Here is a 14,222-nt window from a genome sequence, read left to right as displayed (position 1 = left end):
GTCTTCGAAGAAGCCGGTCTTGTACAGCGCGCGGATCGCATCGCCGGCCTTGGCGCCGTCCATGGTGTCGCCGCGTTCGATCGGCAGGTAGGTGAACAGCGTACCGTCCGCGATGCGTCGAAGGCCATCGACACGGATATCGGACACCACGAATGTTTCATCCGTCATGTCGACCACTGGATCGGCGACGGATGGGGTTTGGGCGCGAGCCGACAGGGAAATGAGGGAAAACGCCATGCAGGCGACCATCAGGTCGCGCGGACCGTTACGGCGCATCAAAGGACCTGCTCGCCTTCGTACGGGGAACCGGCCATCGCTTCGACGGACCATCCGCCTCCCAGGGCCTCGAACAGATCGACCAAGGAGAGGTAGGTGTCGCCGCGGGCAATGATCTCATCGTCCTGGCGTGAGTAACGCGAGCGTTCGAGTTGAAGCCACCAACCTATGGTCGGAAGGTCGAGATCCTGGACGCGCGTCAGAAGATTCTCCAAGTTCAGCGCGGCGGCTCTGACCGGCGTCAGCTCCTCGCAGCGCGAAGACAGTTTCAATAGGGCGGATTCGACTTGCGATACGGCATCGGCGGTTGCGCGCTCGTGTGCCAACCTAGCCTCGCGGACGCCTATCGCGTCCGGGCTGGATTCGAGCGAGCGCCGGGCCTGCACGGCATGGAAGGCCGCTCTGATATCCGGGCGGCGGTGGGGCAGATTCTCCGGACTTCCGGGGTTCGGGGGCTGCGCGGCAGCTGCCGGCAAAAAGCCGGTGCCCATGCGCGCGAAGGTGATCGAAAGCGGCTCGCCCAAAGTTCTGGCCAATGCGATGACGGTCGAGTCGTATTCCTGGCGCAGGCGAATTCGCAGCGCGTGGATTTCGGCGAGCACAGACGGCAGCTGCCGGGACGAGTCCTGCGGCCCACCGGAAGCATGGCGCGTTCGTTCCAGCGCCACGCGCAGGCGGTGCAGGGAGAATTCGACCGCGGCGATACGCTCGCGCAGCATCAGCAAGGTGAAATGGCGGCGCGCCACATCGGCTATGAGCCGGACTTGCGTGGCGTAGAACTCCGACAGGGCCTGCCACGCCTGGTGGAACTGCGCGAGCGATCGAGCGTCCGGCGCGTCCGCGTCGGACGGGGCTTCTAGGGCCACGCACTGTGGCCAATGCGCTTGCAGCTTCAGCTGCGCCGCCGAAATTTCGTGGCTGTATTGCAATGCGCAATCCACCAGGGTGTCCAGCGCGGCATCGCGGAACCGGCGCCACCATTGGTCGATCGGGTCGTCGTGCAGCTCCGCACCGGGTGCTGGGGCATGCACGAACGAGGTCGCGCTTCGCGGACGGCGGGCGGCTTCGATGGATGGGCCGTCGATGGGAAATACGGGGATCTGAGTGGAGTTGGAAGCCGCGATCATCGGGCGCGAAGGCATTGGTGTGGAATCGACAGACTCGCCGAAGCGTGCGTCAAGTACGGTTCGCCACTGTTTAGTTGGGTAAGCGGGTGTAAAGCCCGCACGGTCGACAGCTGCGGTACAGGAAATCGATACGCGCGAACCTTGTCGTTCGGGTGGCCAGGACCGAACGGCCGAGCGGCACGGCGCTGGCCGACGCGGACACGCTCCCGTACGCGGCCATCCGAGTGCGGATGGCCGCCGGTCGGCTAGGCGGGGTTCGGGCGACCCGGCTGGCGGGCGGGTGCCTTCGAGAAACACCGGCGGCCCCACTCCAGCGCGTCGTCGACGTAGGTGAAGACCACCGGAATGACCAGCAGACTCAGCACCGTCGAGGTGAGCAAACCGCCTATGACGACGATGGCCATCGGCTGCCTGAAGCTGGGCTCGGCACCCACGCCGAGCGCATTGGGCAGCATGCCGGCGCCCATCGCGATGGTCGTCATGACGATCGGGCGCGCGCGCTTGTGGCAGGCATCGATGAGCGCTTCGAGCCGTGCCATGCCGCGTTCGCGCCGCGCCAGAATGGCGTACTCGACCAGCAGGATCGAGTTCTTCGTCACGATGCCCATCAACATCAGCACGCCGATCACCGCAGGCATGGAGAAAGATTGTTGGCTGACCCACAGCGCCAGCACGGCGCCGGCCAGGGCCAAGGGCAGGGCGCACAAGATCGTGGCCGGCTGCAGGAAGTCGTGAAACAGCAGCACCAGCACGGCATATATGCAGAAGATGCCGATCGCCATGGCGATTCCGAAGCTGCTGAACAGCTCGGACATGCGCTCCAGCTCGCCTTGTTCGACCAGATAGACCCCGCTGGGCAGGCTGCGCAAGGTCGGCAGGCGCTTTGCTTCCTGCTGCACTTCGCCGATCGAACGGCCGTTCAGCTCCACGCTGAGGGTGACGTTTCGCGATCGATCCAGGCGCGTGATCTGGGCGGGGCCGCTTCCCATCGATACGTCGGCGACGGAGCCGAGGCTGACCGTCCCCTGGCTGCCCTGCACGCGCAACTGCGCGACCGAACCGAAGTCCTCGCGCACGGCAGGATCCATGCGGATGCGGATGGGCACCTGCCGTTCCGGCAGATTGAGTTTCGGCAATGCGGTCGAGTAGTCGCCGTAAGTGGCCAACCGTACCGCGTCCGCCAGCGCTTCGGAGGTGACGCCCAAATCGGCGGCGCGGGCGTCGTCGGGATGCACCTGGATCTCGGGGCGCTGCAGCGCGGCGCTGGAGGTGACATTGCCGATGCCCTTGAGCGTGCGCAACTCGGTCTCGGTCTTGTCCGCGATCGACGTCAGCAGCACGGGGTCGTCGCTGGCGAGCGTAATGCTCAAGGTCTCGCCGTTGCCACCGCTGCCGACGGAGACGCGCGCGCCGGGCAACGTGCGCAGCAGGTCGCGCATCTTGGTTTCGACTTGCGATTGCTTGAGCTCGCGCTCGCCCCGCGGCACCAGGTCGGCGATTAGGGTGGCGCTGGTGACGTCGCTCATGGCGCTGGCCGAGAAGCCGCCGTCGGTGGTCGCCGTGCCCGCGGAGACGAAGACGCTGCGCACTTCCGGCAACGACTGCAGGAGCCTCGCCGCACGTTGGCTCGCCGCCGCGGTGGTGTCCAGCGTGCTTCCCGGCGGCAGGGTCAGGGTCACACGCGATTGAGCGTCGTCCTTAGCCGGAATGAAGCCAGTGGGCAGCAAGGGTATGACCGCCATGGACAGGGAGAAGAACACGGCGGTGCCGAGAACGGCGGTCTTGCGCCGCTCCAGTGCCGAGCGTACCCAGCGCAGGTACCGGGTCATGATCGGGCCGTCGGCAAGACCGCGATCCGGCTCGGTCGGCTTAGCCGGCTTGAGCAGGTAGGCCGCCATCATCGGCGTCAACAGACGCGCGACCAGGAGCGAAGCGAGTACCGCGACCGACGCGGTCACGCCGAACTGACGGAAGATCAGCCCCGGAATGCCGCTCATGAAGGCTGTCGGCAGGAACACCGCGACCAGGCTGAAGGTCGTGGCGATCACCGCCAGGCCGATCTCGTCCGCCGCTTCCATCGCTGCCTGGTACGGCGTTTTGCCCATCTTGAGGTGGCGCTCGATGTTCTCGATCTCGACGATGGCGTCGTCCACGAGTACGCCCACCACCAAAGACAGCGACAGCAGTGTCACCGTGTTGAGCGAGTAGCCGGCCAGAGCCATGATCAGGAAGGTCGGGATGATCGAGAGCGGCAAGGCGGTGGCGGAAATGAGGGTGGCGCGCCAGTCACGCAGAAACCACCAGACCACGACGATGGCCAGCAGCGCACCCTCGATCAACAGGTGCATCGAGCCCTCGTAGCTTTCCTCGATGGGCGCTACCGTATTGCTGGCCTCGACGACGGAAACCTCCGGGTGGTCATCGGCGAAGCTTGCGACGGCCGAGCGCACGTCGTCGGCCACGCCGACATCGGAAAAGCCGCGCGAGCGCGTGACCTGGAAGCCGATCACAGGCTTGCCGTCGCGGAAGGCCAGCGTGCTCCTTTCGGCGTCGGTATCGGCGATGCGGGCGATCTGATCCATTCGCACGTAGCGGCCGTCGCTGAGCGGAATGGCGATGGCCGCGATGTCGGCGGCCGAGCCGACGGTGGCGATGGTGCGGGTCGACTGCCGCTGGCCGCCCACCATGCCCTGGCCGCCGGAGCTTTCCTTCTGCACGGCCTTGAGTTGACGGGAGACATCGGAAGGCGTCACGCCCAGGCCGGCCATCAGTGCCGGGTCCAGGTCGACATGCACCTCGCGATCGACGCCGCCGACGCGCGCCACCGATGCCACGCCCTTGACCGCCAGCAAGGTCTTGGAGATTTTGTTGTCGACGAACCAGGACAGGTCGCGCTCGTCCATCCGGGAAGATGCGATCGTGTACGTCACCAACGACGAGCCCGCGGAGGTCAGCTTCGAGACGGTGGGCGACTGCATGCTGCTCGGCATGTCCGCGCGCGCGCTGTCCACCGCATTGCGCACCTCGCTCAGCGCCTCTTCGCCGTCCTTGTCCAGTTCGAAGCTCACGCTGATGCTGACGGCGCCATCGGTGATGGTGGTGTTGATGTGATCCAGCCGGGTCAGCGAGGCCAGTTTGTCCTCGATCTTGCGGGCGACTTCGGTTTCCAGCTGCGAGGGCGCCGCACCCTCCAGCGAGGCCGATATCTGGATCGTCGGCAGATCCATGTCCGGAAAATCCTGGATGTCCAGCCGCTGGAAACCGATCAGGCCCAGCACGGTCAGGAGGATGAACAGGAGCATCGAAGGAACGGGCTTGCGGATGGCCCAGGCCGAGAAGTTCACTGTGCGGTCCTCGTCTTGCCTTGATCCGCCGAAACGACCGTCACCTGAGTGTTCTCGGAAAGGAAAGCGCCGCCGCTGGCCACGACGCGCGTTTTGCCGTCGATGGCGGTGAGGATCTCGACGCGGTCGCCCCGTCGGCGTCCGGTTTCCACCACGCGACTGGCGACCTTGCCTGCGCTATCGACCACAAAGACGTAAGAGCGGCCGTCGCGCGGGACGACAGCCGACTGCGGCAGCGTCAAAGCAGGTTTGACGCCCCGTTCCAGCGTCCCGCTGGCGAACATGCCGGGGCGGGCCGTGCTGTCTGTCGGCAGACTGACATAGACGGTGGCACGGCCAGTCTTTTCGCTGAGCGTGGGGCCGACTTCGCGGACTACGCCGCGCGCCTGCTTGCCACCGGGAAGCAGCGCATTCGCCGACTGCCCGATGCGGATCGCACCCAGCTGTTGGGCGTCCAGTTCCGGCCGCCACTCGACCCGGCTCTTGCGTACCAGGCGGAAGAGCTCGGAGCCGGCGTTGACCACATTGCCGAGCACCGCCGACTTGGACGAAACGAGGCCGTCGTCCGGGGCGACGATACGCGTCTGCCGCAGCTTCAGTATCGTACTGTCCAGGTCTGCCTGCGCCGACGACAGTGACGCGCGCGCGGTGGCCTCTTCGATGCGGTAGTCATCGATTTGCTGCTCGGACAGGGCGCCGCTGTCGCCCACCACGCGCGCCCGCTTGAGGTTGGATGCGGCTTGCTCGAACGCGGCGCGCGCCTGCGCCAGAGCCGCCTCCTGCTTTCGCAAGTCCATACGTACGCTGTCGTCCGCGAGCTGCGCGAGCAGTTGGCCGCGCCTGACGCTCGCGCCGACATCGACGAGCAAATCGGCCACACGCAAGCCACCGGTTTCCGGACTGACGATGACCTCCTGCCAGGCAGTGACGGGTCCACTGGCGGTCACGGTCTGAGGCCAGTCGCGGCTTTCCGGATGGACCACTTCGACGGTCAACGCGCTGGAGGCGCCGGTGCCCGAATCGGGTTCGTCGCCGGGCCGGAGCAGCCAGAGCGCAACACCCAAGGCCGTCGCCACCGCCAAGACGGTGGCGCCGATACGATGCTTCCGAGTCAAGATTCAATCCTCTTTGGGTTGCGGGTGCTGCGCCATCGCCTGCGGCGAGGACGCGGGCGTGCCGGGCTGCCAGCCGCCTCCCAGTGCCTTGTACAGCGCGATCCAGTACCCGACGTGGTCGCGTTGCAGGGCGATCTGCTGGATCTGCGCGGAAAGCGCGTTGCGGCGGGCCTCTTCGAGCGTGAGCAGGCTGTCGCGCCCGACGCGCCAACTCGCTTCGGTGGAGCGGAAATAGCGACCGTATTCCTGGGCCGCGGTCGCGGCGTCGTCGGCGCGGCGGCCGGCGCTGTCAAGGTTCACCAGTGCCTGTTCGACTTCTTTCACTACGTTGCGGACGCCTTGTCGATACTCAGCCTGGGCTGCGATGAAGCCGGCACGGGCGCTATCGACGGCGGCGTGTCGCCTGCCGCCGTCGAAGATCGGCACAGACACGGACGGGCCCAACGACCAGGACGTGGCGGAGGACGCCAGGTCGCTTGCTGAAACCGTGATGGAGCCCGACAGCGACAGGCTCGGGTACAGGTCGGCCTGCGCGACGCCGATCTCGGCGCTGGTCGCCGCGAGCTCGCGCTCCAGCGAGGCCAGATCGGGGCGCTGCCGCAGTACCTGTGCGGGAACGCTGGCCACTTCCAGTGCCGGGGGCCGCGGGATATCGGTTCCGGTGCCGGTGATCAGCTCACGCAGGTCGGGTTCCTTCATTCCGGTCAGGCTGACCAGGGACTTCACCAGCAAGTCGCATTGGGCTTGCTGCGAGACCACGCTGGAGCGGGCGCTGGCGGAGGCCGCGCGAGCCAGGCTGCCGTCGGATGGAGACCGAAGGCCGGCCCGGACCAGCGAGGTCGTGGCCTGCTCCGTCTGCATCGTGGACGCCGACTCGCGTTCGTACGCTTCGGCCAGCAGCACGCAGGCGCGATGTTGCACGTAGGTGTCGGCCACTTCCGCGGCCAAGGAAACGCGGGCTTCATGCCAATCGCTAACCCGGGCGTCAGCACGCGCCTGCGCGGCCTCGGCGCCGCGGCGGATCTTGCCGAACAGATCGAGTTCCCATGAGGCATCCAGGCCGTGGCTGCGGGTGTCGGCGACTTGGTCCGAGCCGCCCTGCGACTGGGTGCCGCGGGCGGCGGAGCCCCTCGCCGTCGCCGAGGGACGACCGCCGGCGCTTGCGGACGATAGTGCGGCGCGCGCCTTTTCGATGTTGGCCCAGGCCTTGGCCAGGGACGGGCTGTCGGCCTCGGCGGTCGCGATCAAGCGTTCAAGCACGGGGTCGTCGAACTGGCGCCACCACTCGGCGATGGCGCTTACGTTGCCCGCATGCGGCAGTGCCGCGTTCCAGGAAGACGGAGCTTGCGGAACCGGTTCGCGATAATCGGGGCCGACCGCGCAGGAGGCGAGCGCTAGACTCAGGCTCACCGTCGCCGCGGCGCGGCGAAGGACAACTGCCTGCATGCGCACAAGACCTGGGAAAGTGTCGACGCATCCTAGAATCCCGAACCGTTGGCTGCCGTTCGGGGAGGTTAAGTTGGGTAAATAGCCGGGGAAACGAGTGTTTTTCGGCGTCGTGGGATGGATACTGCCCGCATGATCAAGATCCTGCTCGTCGACGACGATGTCGATCTCACCTCGCTGCTCTCGCAGTACTTGGCGCGAGAAGGATTCGAGGTGACCACCGTCCAGGACGGTGAAGCCGGGGTGTCCCAGGCGATCTCCAATGACTACGCGCTGGTCGTGTTGGACATCATGATGCCGCGCCTATCGGGCATCGAGGCATTGCGTCGGATACGCGCCGCCAGCGCAGTGCCCATCCTCATGCTCACCGCGCGCGGCGACAACATCGATCGCATCGTCGGGCTCGACATGGGCGCCGACGACTACGTGCCCAAGCCTTGCACGCCCGGTGAACTGGTGGCGCGCATACGCGCGATTCTGCGGCGTGCGGAAGGCCGCGGGTCGCCAGGCGGCGCAAGCGTGCAACGCATGTTGCGGGTCGGGGACCTCACGCTGTGGCCGGGCAGCCGGCGGGCGGCCTGGCGCGGCGCGGCGCTGGAACTGACCGGCACGGAGTTTCGCTTGCTGGAAGTGCTCGCTCGGCATTCCGGTCGGCTGGTCAGCAAACAGGACATTTCCTTACAGGCGTTCGACCGGCCGCTGGCTCGCTTCGATCGCCGTATCGACGTGCACATCAGCAGCATTCGTCAGAAGCTGGGCGTGCGCCCGGATGGCCAATCCTGGATCCAGAGCGTGCGAGGGTTGGGATACCAACTGCTGGAGGACTGAGATGTACAAGTGGAGACCCGGGCGCCTGTTCTGGAAGCTGTTGCTTGCGCTGTGGGTATGCATGATCTTGTCGATCGCCGGTGTGGCTACTTATTTTCAGCTCACCGGTCGGGGTCCGCCCCCGTCCGTCGATGGCATCGCGCGTATCGGTGTCCTGCCGGTAGCGCCCCTGGTGTCGGCGGGAGTCGCGATTCTCGTCACCGGGCTGGCGCTGGCGTGGTATCTGTCTCGCCCACTGCAGCACTTGCGTTGGGCGTTGCGCCGGATCGCCGAAGGCCACCTCGACACTCGGGTTCAACCGCTCATGGGGCGCCGTAGCGACGAGATCGCCGATCTTGCGCAGGACTTCGACCGCATGGCGGTACGGCTGCAGCAACTCACCGAATCGCGCAAGGTCCTGCTCCACGACATTTCCCATGAGCTGCGCTCGCCGTTGACGCGCATCCAGGCGGCGATCGGCCTTCTGAGACAGGATCCCGCGCAGAGCGAGGCGATGATCGGCCGTATCGGGCGCGAGGGCGAACGGCTCGACGCCCTGATCGAGGAGTTGTTGACGCTGCATCGCATGGAGGCAGGAGTGGCGGCACGCGAGCGCGTCGATGTCATCGAACTGCTGTATGCGATAGCGGAAGATGCCGACTTCGAGGCGCGGGCGTCGTCGCGTTCCTTGGTGATCGAGGCGCCCGGCCAGTTCGTCGCGGACGTCAACGGCGATCTCATCTACCGGGCGTTCGAGAACGTGATCCGAAACGCCGTGAAGTTCAGCCCGGAAGGCGCGGTGGTGGAAGTGAGTAGCAGAATCGTCGGCGATGGGCGCGTACTCGAGACGGTCGTGAGCGATCGCGGGCCAGGCGTGCCGGAGCACATGCTGGAGTCGATATTCCAACCTTTCACCAGAGTCGAAGGCCAGGAACCCGTCCATGGAGCCGGTTTGGGGCTCGCGATCTCCCGGCGCGCGATGGAAATGCACGGCGGCCAGGTCGTCGCGGCCCGGCGCGCGGGCGGTGGGCTTGAGGTGGTGCTCACGCTGCCGCTGCGCGACGCCTGATGGATCTTGGCGCGGCCGCGCTGCGCCATCCCTGTCGAACCCAACCCAGGATTGGCGGCGAAGCCGCGTCGAACGCGCAGGTCCCACGGTTTCACGAGGACCTGCAATGGCCGTGCTAGGCTCGCGCCATCGGACGCCAGCCACTCCAGGGACGGTTCATGAGCAAGCCATCGATCACCTTGGGGGTTTCGCCCCGGCTCGCGCTGCAGCGAGCGCGAGTCGGCGTTCTGTTGATTCCCTTCCTACTATCGGCGTGCCCCATGCAAGAGACCACGAACTTCGATTCGGCTGCCTGGAAATCGCAACGCGGCGCGAAGCCGCTGGACAACCAACGCGGTTCGATGGTGCCCGCGCTGGCGAAGCTGGTCGCCGACGGCATGCCGCGCGAGGACGTGATCGGCCTGCTCGGCGAGCCGGACTCCAGCAATGCGGCGACGGGCGTCGACATCTACGAACTCGGCGTTTCCGACGCCGGCATCGACGAAGAGTATTACGAGGTCCGCTACCAGGACGGGCGCGTGGCATCGCGCCGTTGGGCGCGCAGATAAAGCGCGCGGCGCGCGCGATCGCGCGGTAGCGAACGAAACGCAAGCGAAAAGGAGAGCGCGATGGCGGATCCACGTCCCAACCTCAACGACATTCGGACGAACTACCAGGTCTCCGACGACGAGGTCATCACCTACCATCCCCGGGCGTTCGGTGCGATCGATATCCCGTTCACCGACGGCCGGCAGATGACCAAGACCGAGGGCGCCTTGCTCGATCGCCTCACCCGCGATCGCGGGCTAGCCGGTCTGAGCGGCTTCCGCGATATCGCACGCGAAGCCTTCGCCGAGGGCGAGCGGCGCTTTCCGGACAATGCGGTGCCGGCCGGGGTTCCCGCCGACCGCGCGCGCGAGTGGCAGGGTAACGACGGTCATCGCGACGCGTTCCGGCACGCCTATTGGAGTGCGCGGCTGGCGCAGGAGTACGGGCCGGAGTGGGGCAAGGCCTTCACCACCGCGCACGAAGGGCTGCCCGGCAACTGGGCCAATCGCGAGGCGATGGACCTGTACAACAATTCCATCGGCAACCAGATCGGCGCCGCCAACCGCAATGCCACGCCGGAGCAACTGGCCAATCTGATCGGGCAGTCGCTCGATCAGGGCAAGCTGGTGCTGATGAACGGCAGCGGCAACTTGGAGTGGAGCGACCGCGTGCGCGTGGGCCAGCACGGCCTGTCGCCGGAGGATGTGATCGGCCCGAAGCTGCCGACGCCGGGCACCGTATCCACCGACAGCCACGCCAGTCTGCGCACGCCCGATGCGGCACCCGGCGAAGCCCGCACCGCGCTGGCCGCACTGGACCCGAACGTCGCACGCATGCGTGAGGATCCGATGTATCAGCAGGTCGTCGCCGCGATGCGCACGCACGGCATGGCCGACGACCAGTTGGCGGCCAATCTGTACGCGGGCGCGAAACAGAAAGGTTTCGACGGCGTGACCGGGATCCAACCCGGCCATCCCATCGTCGATGCCAGCGGCAATCCGGATCGCAATGTGTTCGTGTTCGACGGCAGCAAGGGGCCGTCCGGTCCGAACTACGCGATGGTCAGCGAGAACCAGGCGCGTGGGGTGCGCGAACAGGACGCCGCGACCGTCGCGGTGCAAACCCAGGCCCAACCGCAAGCGCAGACCCAGCTGGCGGCCGCGCAGACGACCGAGCAACCCGAGCATCGCAAGGCGATGGGATAGCCGGTGCGCACGGAGCCGTTGCCGGCACCGTCTTTCCGAAGCCCCGCGATGCGGGGCTTCGTCGTTTTCGGGCATCGACGGATCGCCGCGTAGTCCGCTTTCGGCTGGAACCGGCGCCGCCGCCTACGAGATCGCAAGCGCCTCCAAAGTCGTCGCCACGCTCGCTTTCGGCGCGGCGGTCCGCTTGCATTCCAGCAGCAGCGGCGAGGCCAGGTCGCAATCGGGGTGCATGCGGTTGAGGCCATGGATAGCGCCGGCCAGACCGGTCATCAGGCCGGGGGTGAACGCCTGGCGGGTGATACCGCCGACGATGCCGTGTTCCTCGATCGCCGAGACGACCTGGGCGGTCGCCTCGTTGTGGTCGATGGCCGAGGCCTCCGGGTCGAGCATCGATGCGCGCACCAGCAGTTCCCATAGCGAGAAATCGCCGTGGCACAGGGTATGGGTAAATCCCCATTGCCCGCGCGACGCCGCCACCGCGCGACGCATGTCGCGCAAATCGCGGGGATCGCCGCTGCGCGCGTACAGATCGGCGGCCGCCAGACCGATCCCGACGCCGCCGTTGCACCAGGTAGGGAAGTTGACGGCGTCTTTGATGCGAATATCGCGCCAGTTGCCGGCCGATGCGTCGAACAGCGAGTCCTGGAACGCGAATGCGGCGACGGCGAGTTCGTTCCAGCGCCGGCGTTCGGCCTGGCTGCCGGCGTCGGTCCGCGCCAGACGGGCCAAGGCCCATCCGATGCCATAGCCGCCGTGGGCGAAGCCGCCGATCGGATCGGCAAGCTCCAGCGTTTGCCAGTAGGTTCCCTGTTCGTCGGTGCGCGCCTTCGATTCCAGATGCGCGGCGGCGCGCGCGGCGAGCGCCAGCCAACGCGGATCGGCGGTTGCCTCGGCCAGACCCAGCAGGGGCGCGATCGCGCCGCAGCTGCCATCGGTGATGTCGAGGCTGCGGTCGTCCTCGAAGCCCTTTCGCTCCAGCGCCGCCGCGCAAGCGCAGGCGTTGGCGAGCAGTTCCGGGCGCCCGAGCAGATCGTGCAGAACCAGCCAGGCCCAGATGCGGCTGCCATCGCCGGTGAAGCCGCCTACGGTTGCCGGCGCTTCGGCGTCGATGAACGTCTGCAAAGAGAGCAGGGCGCCTTCAAGCGCCTCGTCGATGCCCGCTACCGGGTCGGCGCGTCCGTTTTCGACTTCATGGCGATAACCGGCCAAGGCGACGGCCACGCCGCCCAGGCCGAAATAACCGTCCGCGCCCAAGGGCTGCACGTGCCAGCCCTTGTCGCCGAAGCTTTCCGGTGTGATCCAGGTGACCGAGCCATCTTCGCCGCGCACGGCGAGTCGCAACAGGCGTTCGGTGGTTTCGGCGGCCAGCTTGCGCCTGCGTTGGTCGAGCTTGTCGCGATGCGGACGGCGGGCGAAATGCGAGCGGCTGTCGCGTTGGCCCGGTCCGTCGGTACCGCTGTTGAGCTGGGTGACGACCAGCGAGCTGCGGATCGTCATTTCCTCAAGCTCGATCCGCATTGTGCGCCAGTTGTCGAGGGTTTCGGCAATGCGCTCGGGCGTCAGCGACACGACGAAGATCGGTATGTCGCCATAGCGCAAGTCGTCGATTTCGCCGGCGATTTCCTGCTGCGTTGGGGCCATGCCCGCGGTGCTGCCGGAAAACAAGGTGCGTGCGCGCTCGATGGCCTTGGCTTCCTCGTGCAACGATGCCGGATGCCAGAGCATGCGGCCGATCTCCACGTAGATCTGGGTCGCGCGTCTGACCTCGCGCGCCCGGCAGCCTTCGAACGCGGACAGCAAGGGCACCAGCCTGCCCTCCGCATCGAGCGCGCGCAGCCGCAGCGAGGCCTCGAGAAAGGCGTCGGTAATGTCGTCCCAATAGCGCGACACATCGGGATTCGGGCTGGGATGGTTTTGCGAGGTCGCCATGTCCGCTTCGACGAGCTCCACCCGCGCGGCGGTGGTGCCGTCGTCGGCGATGACGGGCACCTGCAGTTGCGGCTGCTCGCCCGGCAGCGAGCCGGCGGCGGACAGGTCGGCGCGGCCGAAACCCAGGGCCCGCGAACGGAACGGCACGATGCCGGTGCGCAGCACGGAACTCAGGATCAGCGTCTGGGCGAGATCGTAGGCCTGGCCGTAATTCGACGCTGCCACCGGATGGGCGGCGGCGAACAGGCTCTCGACATCGACCACGGTCGGTACGGGGCCTGCGGCGACCAGGTTCTCCAGGTGGATGTCGGTGCCGCCGAGCAGGCGCAGCACCSCCAGCCAGTGGCCCAGGCCACGATAGAAGCTGCGCAATTCGTCGTCGTTTTCGCAATAACGATGTTCGATGAAGGTGGCCCAGCCGTAGTCGCCACGGTCGAGCACGGCGGGCACGCGGATGCGCAACGCGCCTTCGAAGATGCTGGCGAGAAATTCATCGAATACCGCGTCGATGCGCAGCGAACGCGGCTTGTACATGACCTGTCCGGCTTCGAATTTGAGCCGGGCCACGGTCTGGCCACCGTCGTGCAGGTCGCCTTGGCCGAGGCTGAGCTTGATCAAGCGGCCAGGTGCCGCGCCCAACAATTCGGCCAGCGCCGCGCGGTCGGCGATCAGGCGCGCCACCAGCGTTTCGATGGCGGCGCATTGTTGGCCCAGCGCGCGCTGCAGGCGTTCCAACAGCGGCGGATAACGTTGATGCAGGAGTTCGGTGAATTCGCTGCGCAGCGTCTTGGCGACGAACTGTGCGAAGCGGCCGGGCTCGTCTTCGGCGGTGAGTTCGCCGCCCAGCTTCGCGGCGTGCAGTTCGAGCAGGAGGACGCGATTGAGCTTGAGCCGCGCGTTCTCGTACAAGGCTTGGGCCAAGGCCGCGCGGATCAGTTCCGATTCCTGGGCGTCGATGCCGGCGGACAAGGCGGCAAGCCGGGTTTCGAAGGCCTCGCGCGCGGCGGCGGTGAAGTGGTCGATGATCGGACCGAAGCCCTCGTGTATACGGCTTTCGGTCATTGCGGCACCGGCTTGGGATTCGAGTGTGCGGCGCGTGGACGGCGCCGAGACGACGCGCAACCCGGCTGGGGTGCGCGCCGATGACTGCGTGACTGCCTCAGATGCAGCAGTAGCAGCGCCCGCTCGGGCAAGTCGATATCGACGTGGAGTGCGTCAGGGGCGACCTCATCGCGTCATCGACAGCGACTTCCCCTTCGATAAACAGCGGTCCCGCCGGATTCATGTAGCCGTCGACGCTGTTGGCGCCGGTGAGCCAAGCCGAGACGATGTCGTTGCTTTGCATTGCGGATCCTCCTTGAGTGCTGATGTCGTCC

The 14,222-nt window shown here is 66.7% G+C and carries 11 protein-coding genes; 4 read left to right on the top strand and 7 right to left on the bottom strand.

Annotation, left to right across the window (positions count from 1 at the left end; genetic code table 11):
• From ASD78_RS12675 to ASD78_RS12655, 5 genes are all read right to left on the bottom strand, one after another.
• Positions 1-249 (bottom strand): hypothetical protein (locus tag ASD78_RS12675; RefSeq protein ID WP_235566495.1); only part of this gene is annotated, 249 nt, incomplete at its 3' end.
• Between the two features lie 26 nt (positions 250-275).
• Positions 276-1,418, bottom strand: a complete 1,143-nt coding sequence (locus ASD78_RS12670) for a hypothetical protein (RefSeq protein ID WP_156087740.1) — start codon at positions 1,416-1,418, stop codon at positions 276-278.
• A 230-nt stretch (positions 1,419-1,648) separates the two neighbouring features.
• Positions 1,649-4,747, bottom strand: a complete 3,099-nt coding sequence (locus tag ASD78_RS12665; RefSeq protein WP_056101873.1) for an efflux RND transporter permease subunit — start codon at positions 4,745-4,747, stop codon at positions 1,649-1,651.
• Positions 4,744-5,862 carry an efflux RND transporter periplasmic adaptor subunit gene (locus ASD78_RS12660; RefSeq protein ID WP_200944177.1) on the bottom strand — a complete coding sequence of 373 codons (1,119 nt, stop codon included), beginning with the start codon at positions 5,860-5,862 and terminating at the stop codon, positions 4,744-4,746. The genes ASD78_RS12665 and ASD78_RS12660 overlap by 4 nt, the downstream gene beginning before the upstream one ends.
• Positions 5,863-5,865: 3 nt before the next feature.
• A complete protein-coding gene (locus ASD78_RS12655) occupies positions 5,866-7,308 on the bottom strand; it encodes an efflux transporter outer membrane subunit (protein WP_056101870.1) in 1,443 nt (480 codons plus the stop codon).
• Positions 7,309-7,440: 132 nt separating this feature from the next.
• Between ASD78_RS12655 and ASD78_RS12650 the strand changes: the two genes are divergently transcribed.
• From ASD78_RS12650 to ASD78_RS12635, 4 genes are all read left to right on the top strand, one after another.
• Positions 7,441-8,136: a response regulator transcription factor gene (locus ASD78_RS12650; RefSeq protein WP_082575612.1), complete on the top strand. Its 696-nt coding sequence runs from the start codon at positions 7,441-7,443 to the stop codon at positions 8,134-8,136.
• 1 nt (position 8,137) lies between these two features.
• Complete coding sequence (locus tag ASD78_RS12645) at positions 8,138-9,184, top strand: ATP-binding protein (RefSeq protein ID WP_056101863.1); 1,047 nt, start codon at positions 8,138-8,140, stop codon at positions 9,182-9,184.
• Positions 9,185-9,342: 158 nt separating this feature from the next.
• Positions 9,343-9,732: a hypothetical protein gene (locus tag ASD78_RS12640; protein ID WP_156087738.1), complete on the top strand. Its 390-nt coding sequence runs from the start codon at positions 9,343-9,345 to the stop codon at positions 9,730-9,732.
• 60 nt (positions 9,733-9,792) lie between these two features.
• Positions 9,793-10,917, top strand: coding sequence for a hypothetical protein (locus ASD78_RS12635; protein ID WP_056101861.1), 1,125 nt, complete (start codon positions 9,793-9,795; stop codon positions 10,915-10,917).
• 123 nt (positions 10,918-11,040) lie between these two features.
• Here the strand turns inward: ASD78_RS12635 and ASD78_RS12630 are convergent, their stop codons facing one another.
• Positions 11,041-13,908: a type 2 lanthipeptide synthetase LanM family protein gene (locus ASD78_RS12630; protein WP_056101858.1), complete on the bottom strand. Its 2,868-nt coding sequence runs from the start codon at positions 13,906-13,908 to the stop codon at positions 11,041-11,043.
• A 97-nt stretch (positions 13,909-14,005) separates the two neighbouring features.
• Entirely contained in the window at positions 14,006-14,191 is a 186-nt protein-coding gene (locus ASD78_RS12625; RefSeq protein WP_056101853.1) for a DUF6229 family protein, read from the bottom strand.
• Positions 14,192-14,222: the final 31 nt, after the last annotated feature.

Source organism: Lysobacter sp. Root667 (genome assembly GCF_001427715.1).
Classification (GTDB): Bacteria; Pseudomonadota; Gammaproteobacteria; order Xanthomonadales; family Xanthomonadaceae; genus Lysobacter.
This window is presented reverse-complemented; position numbering and strand designations above follow the sequence as displayed.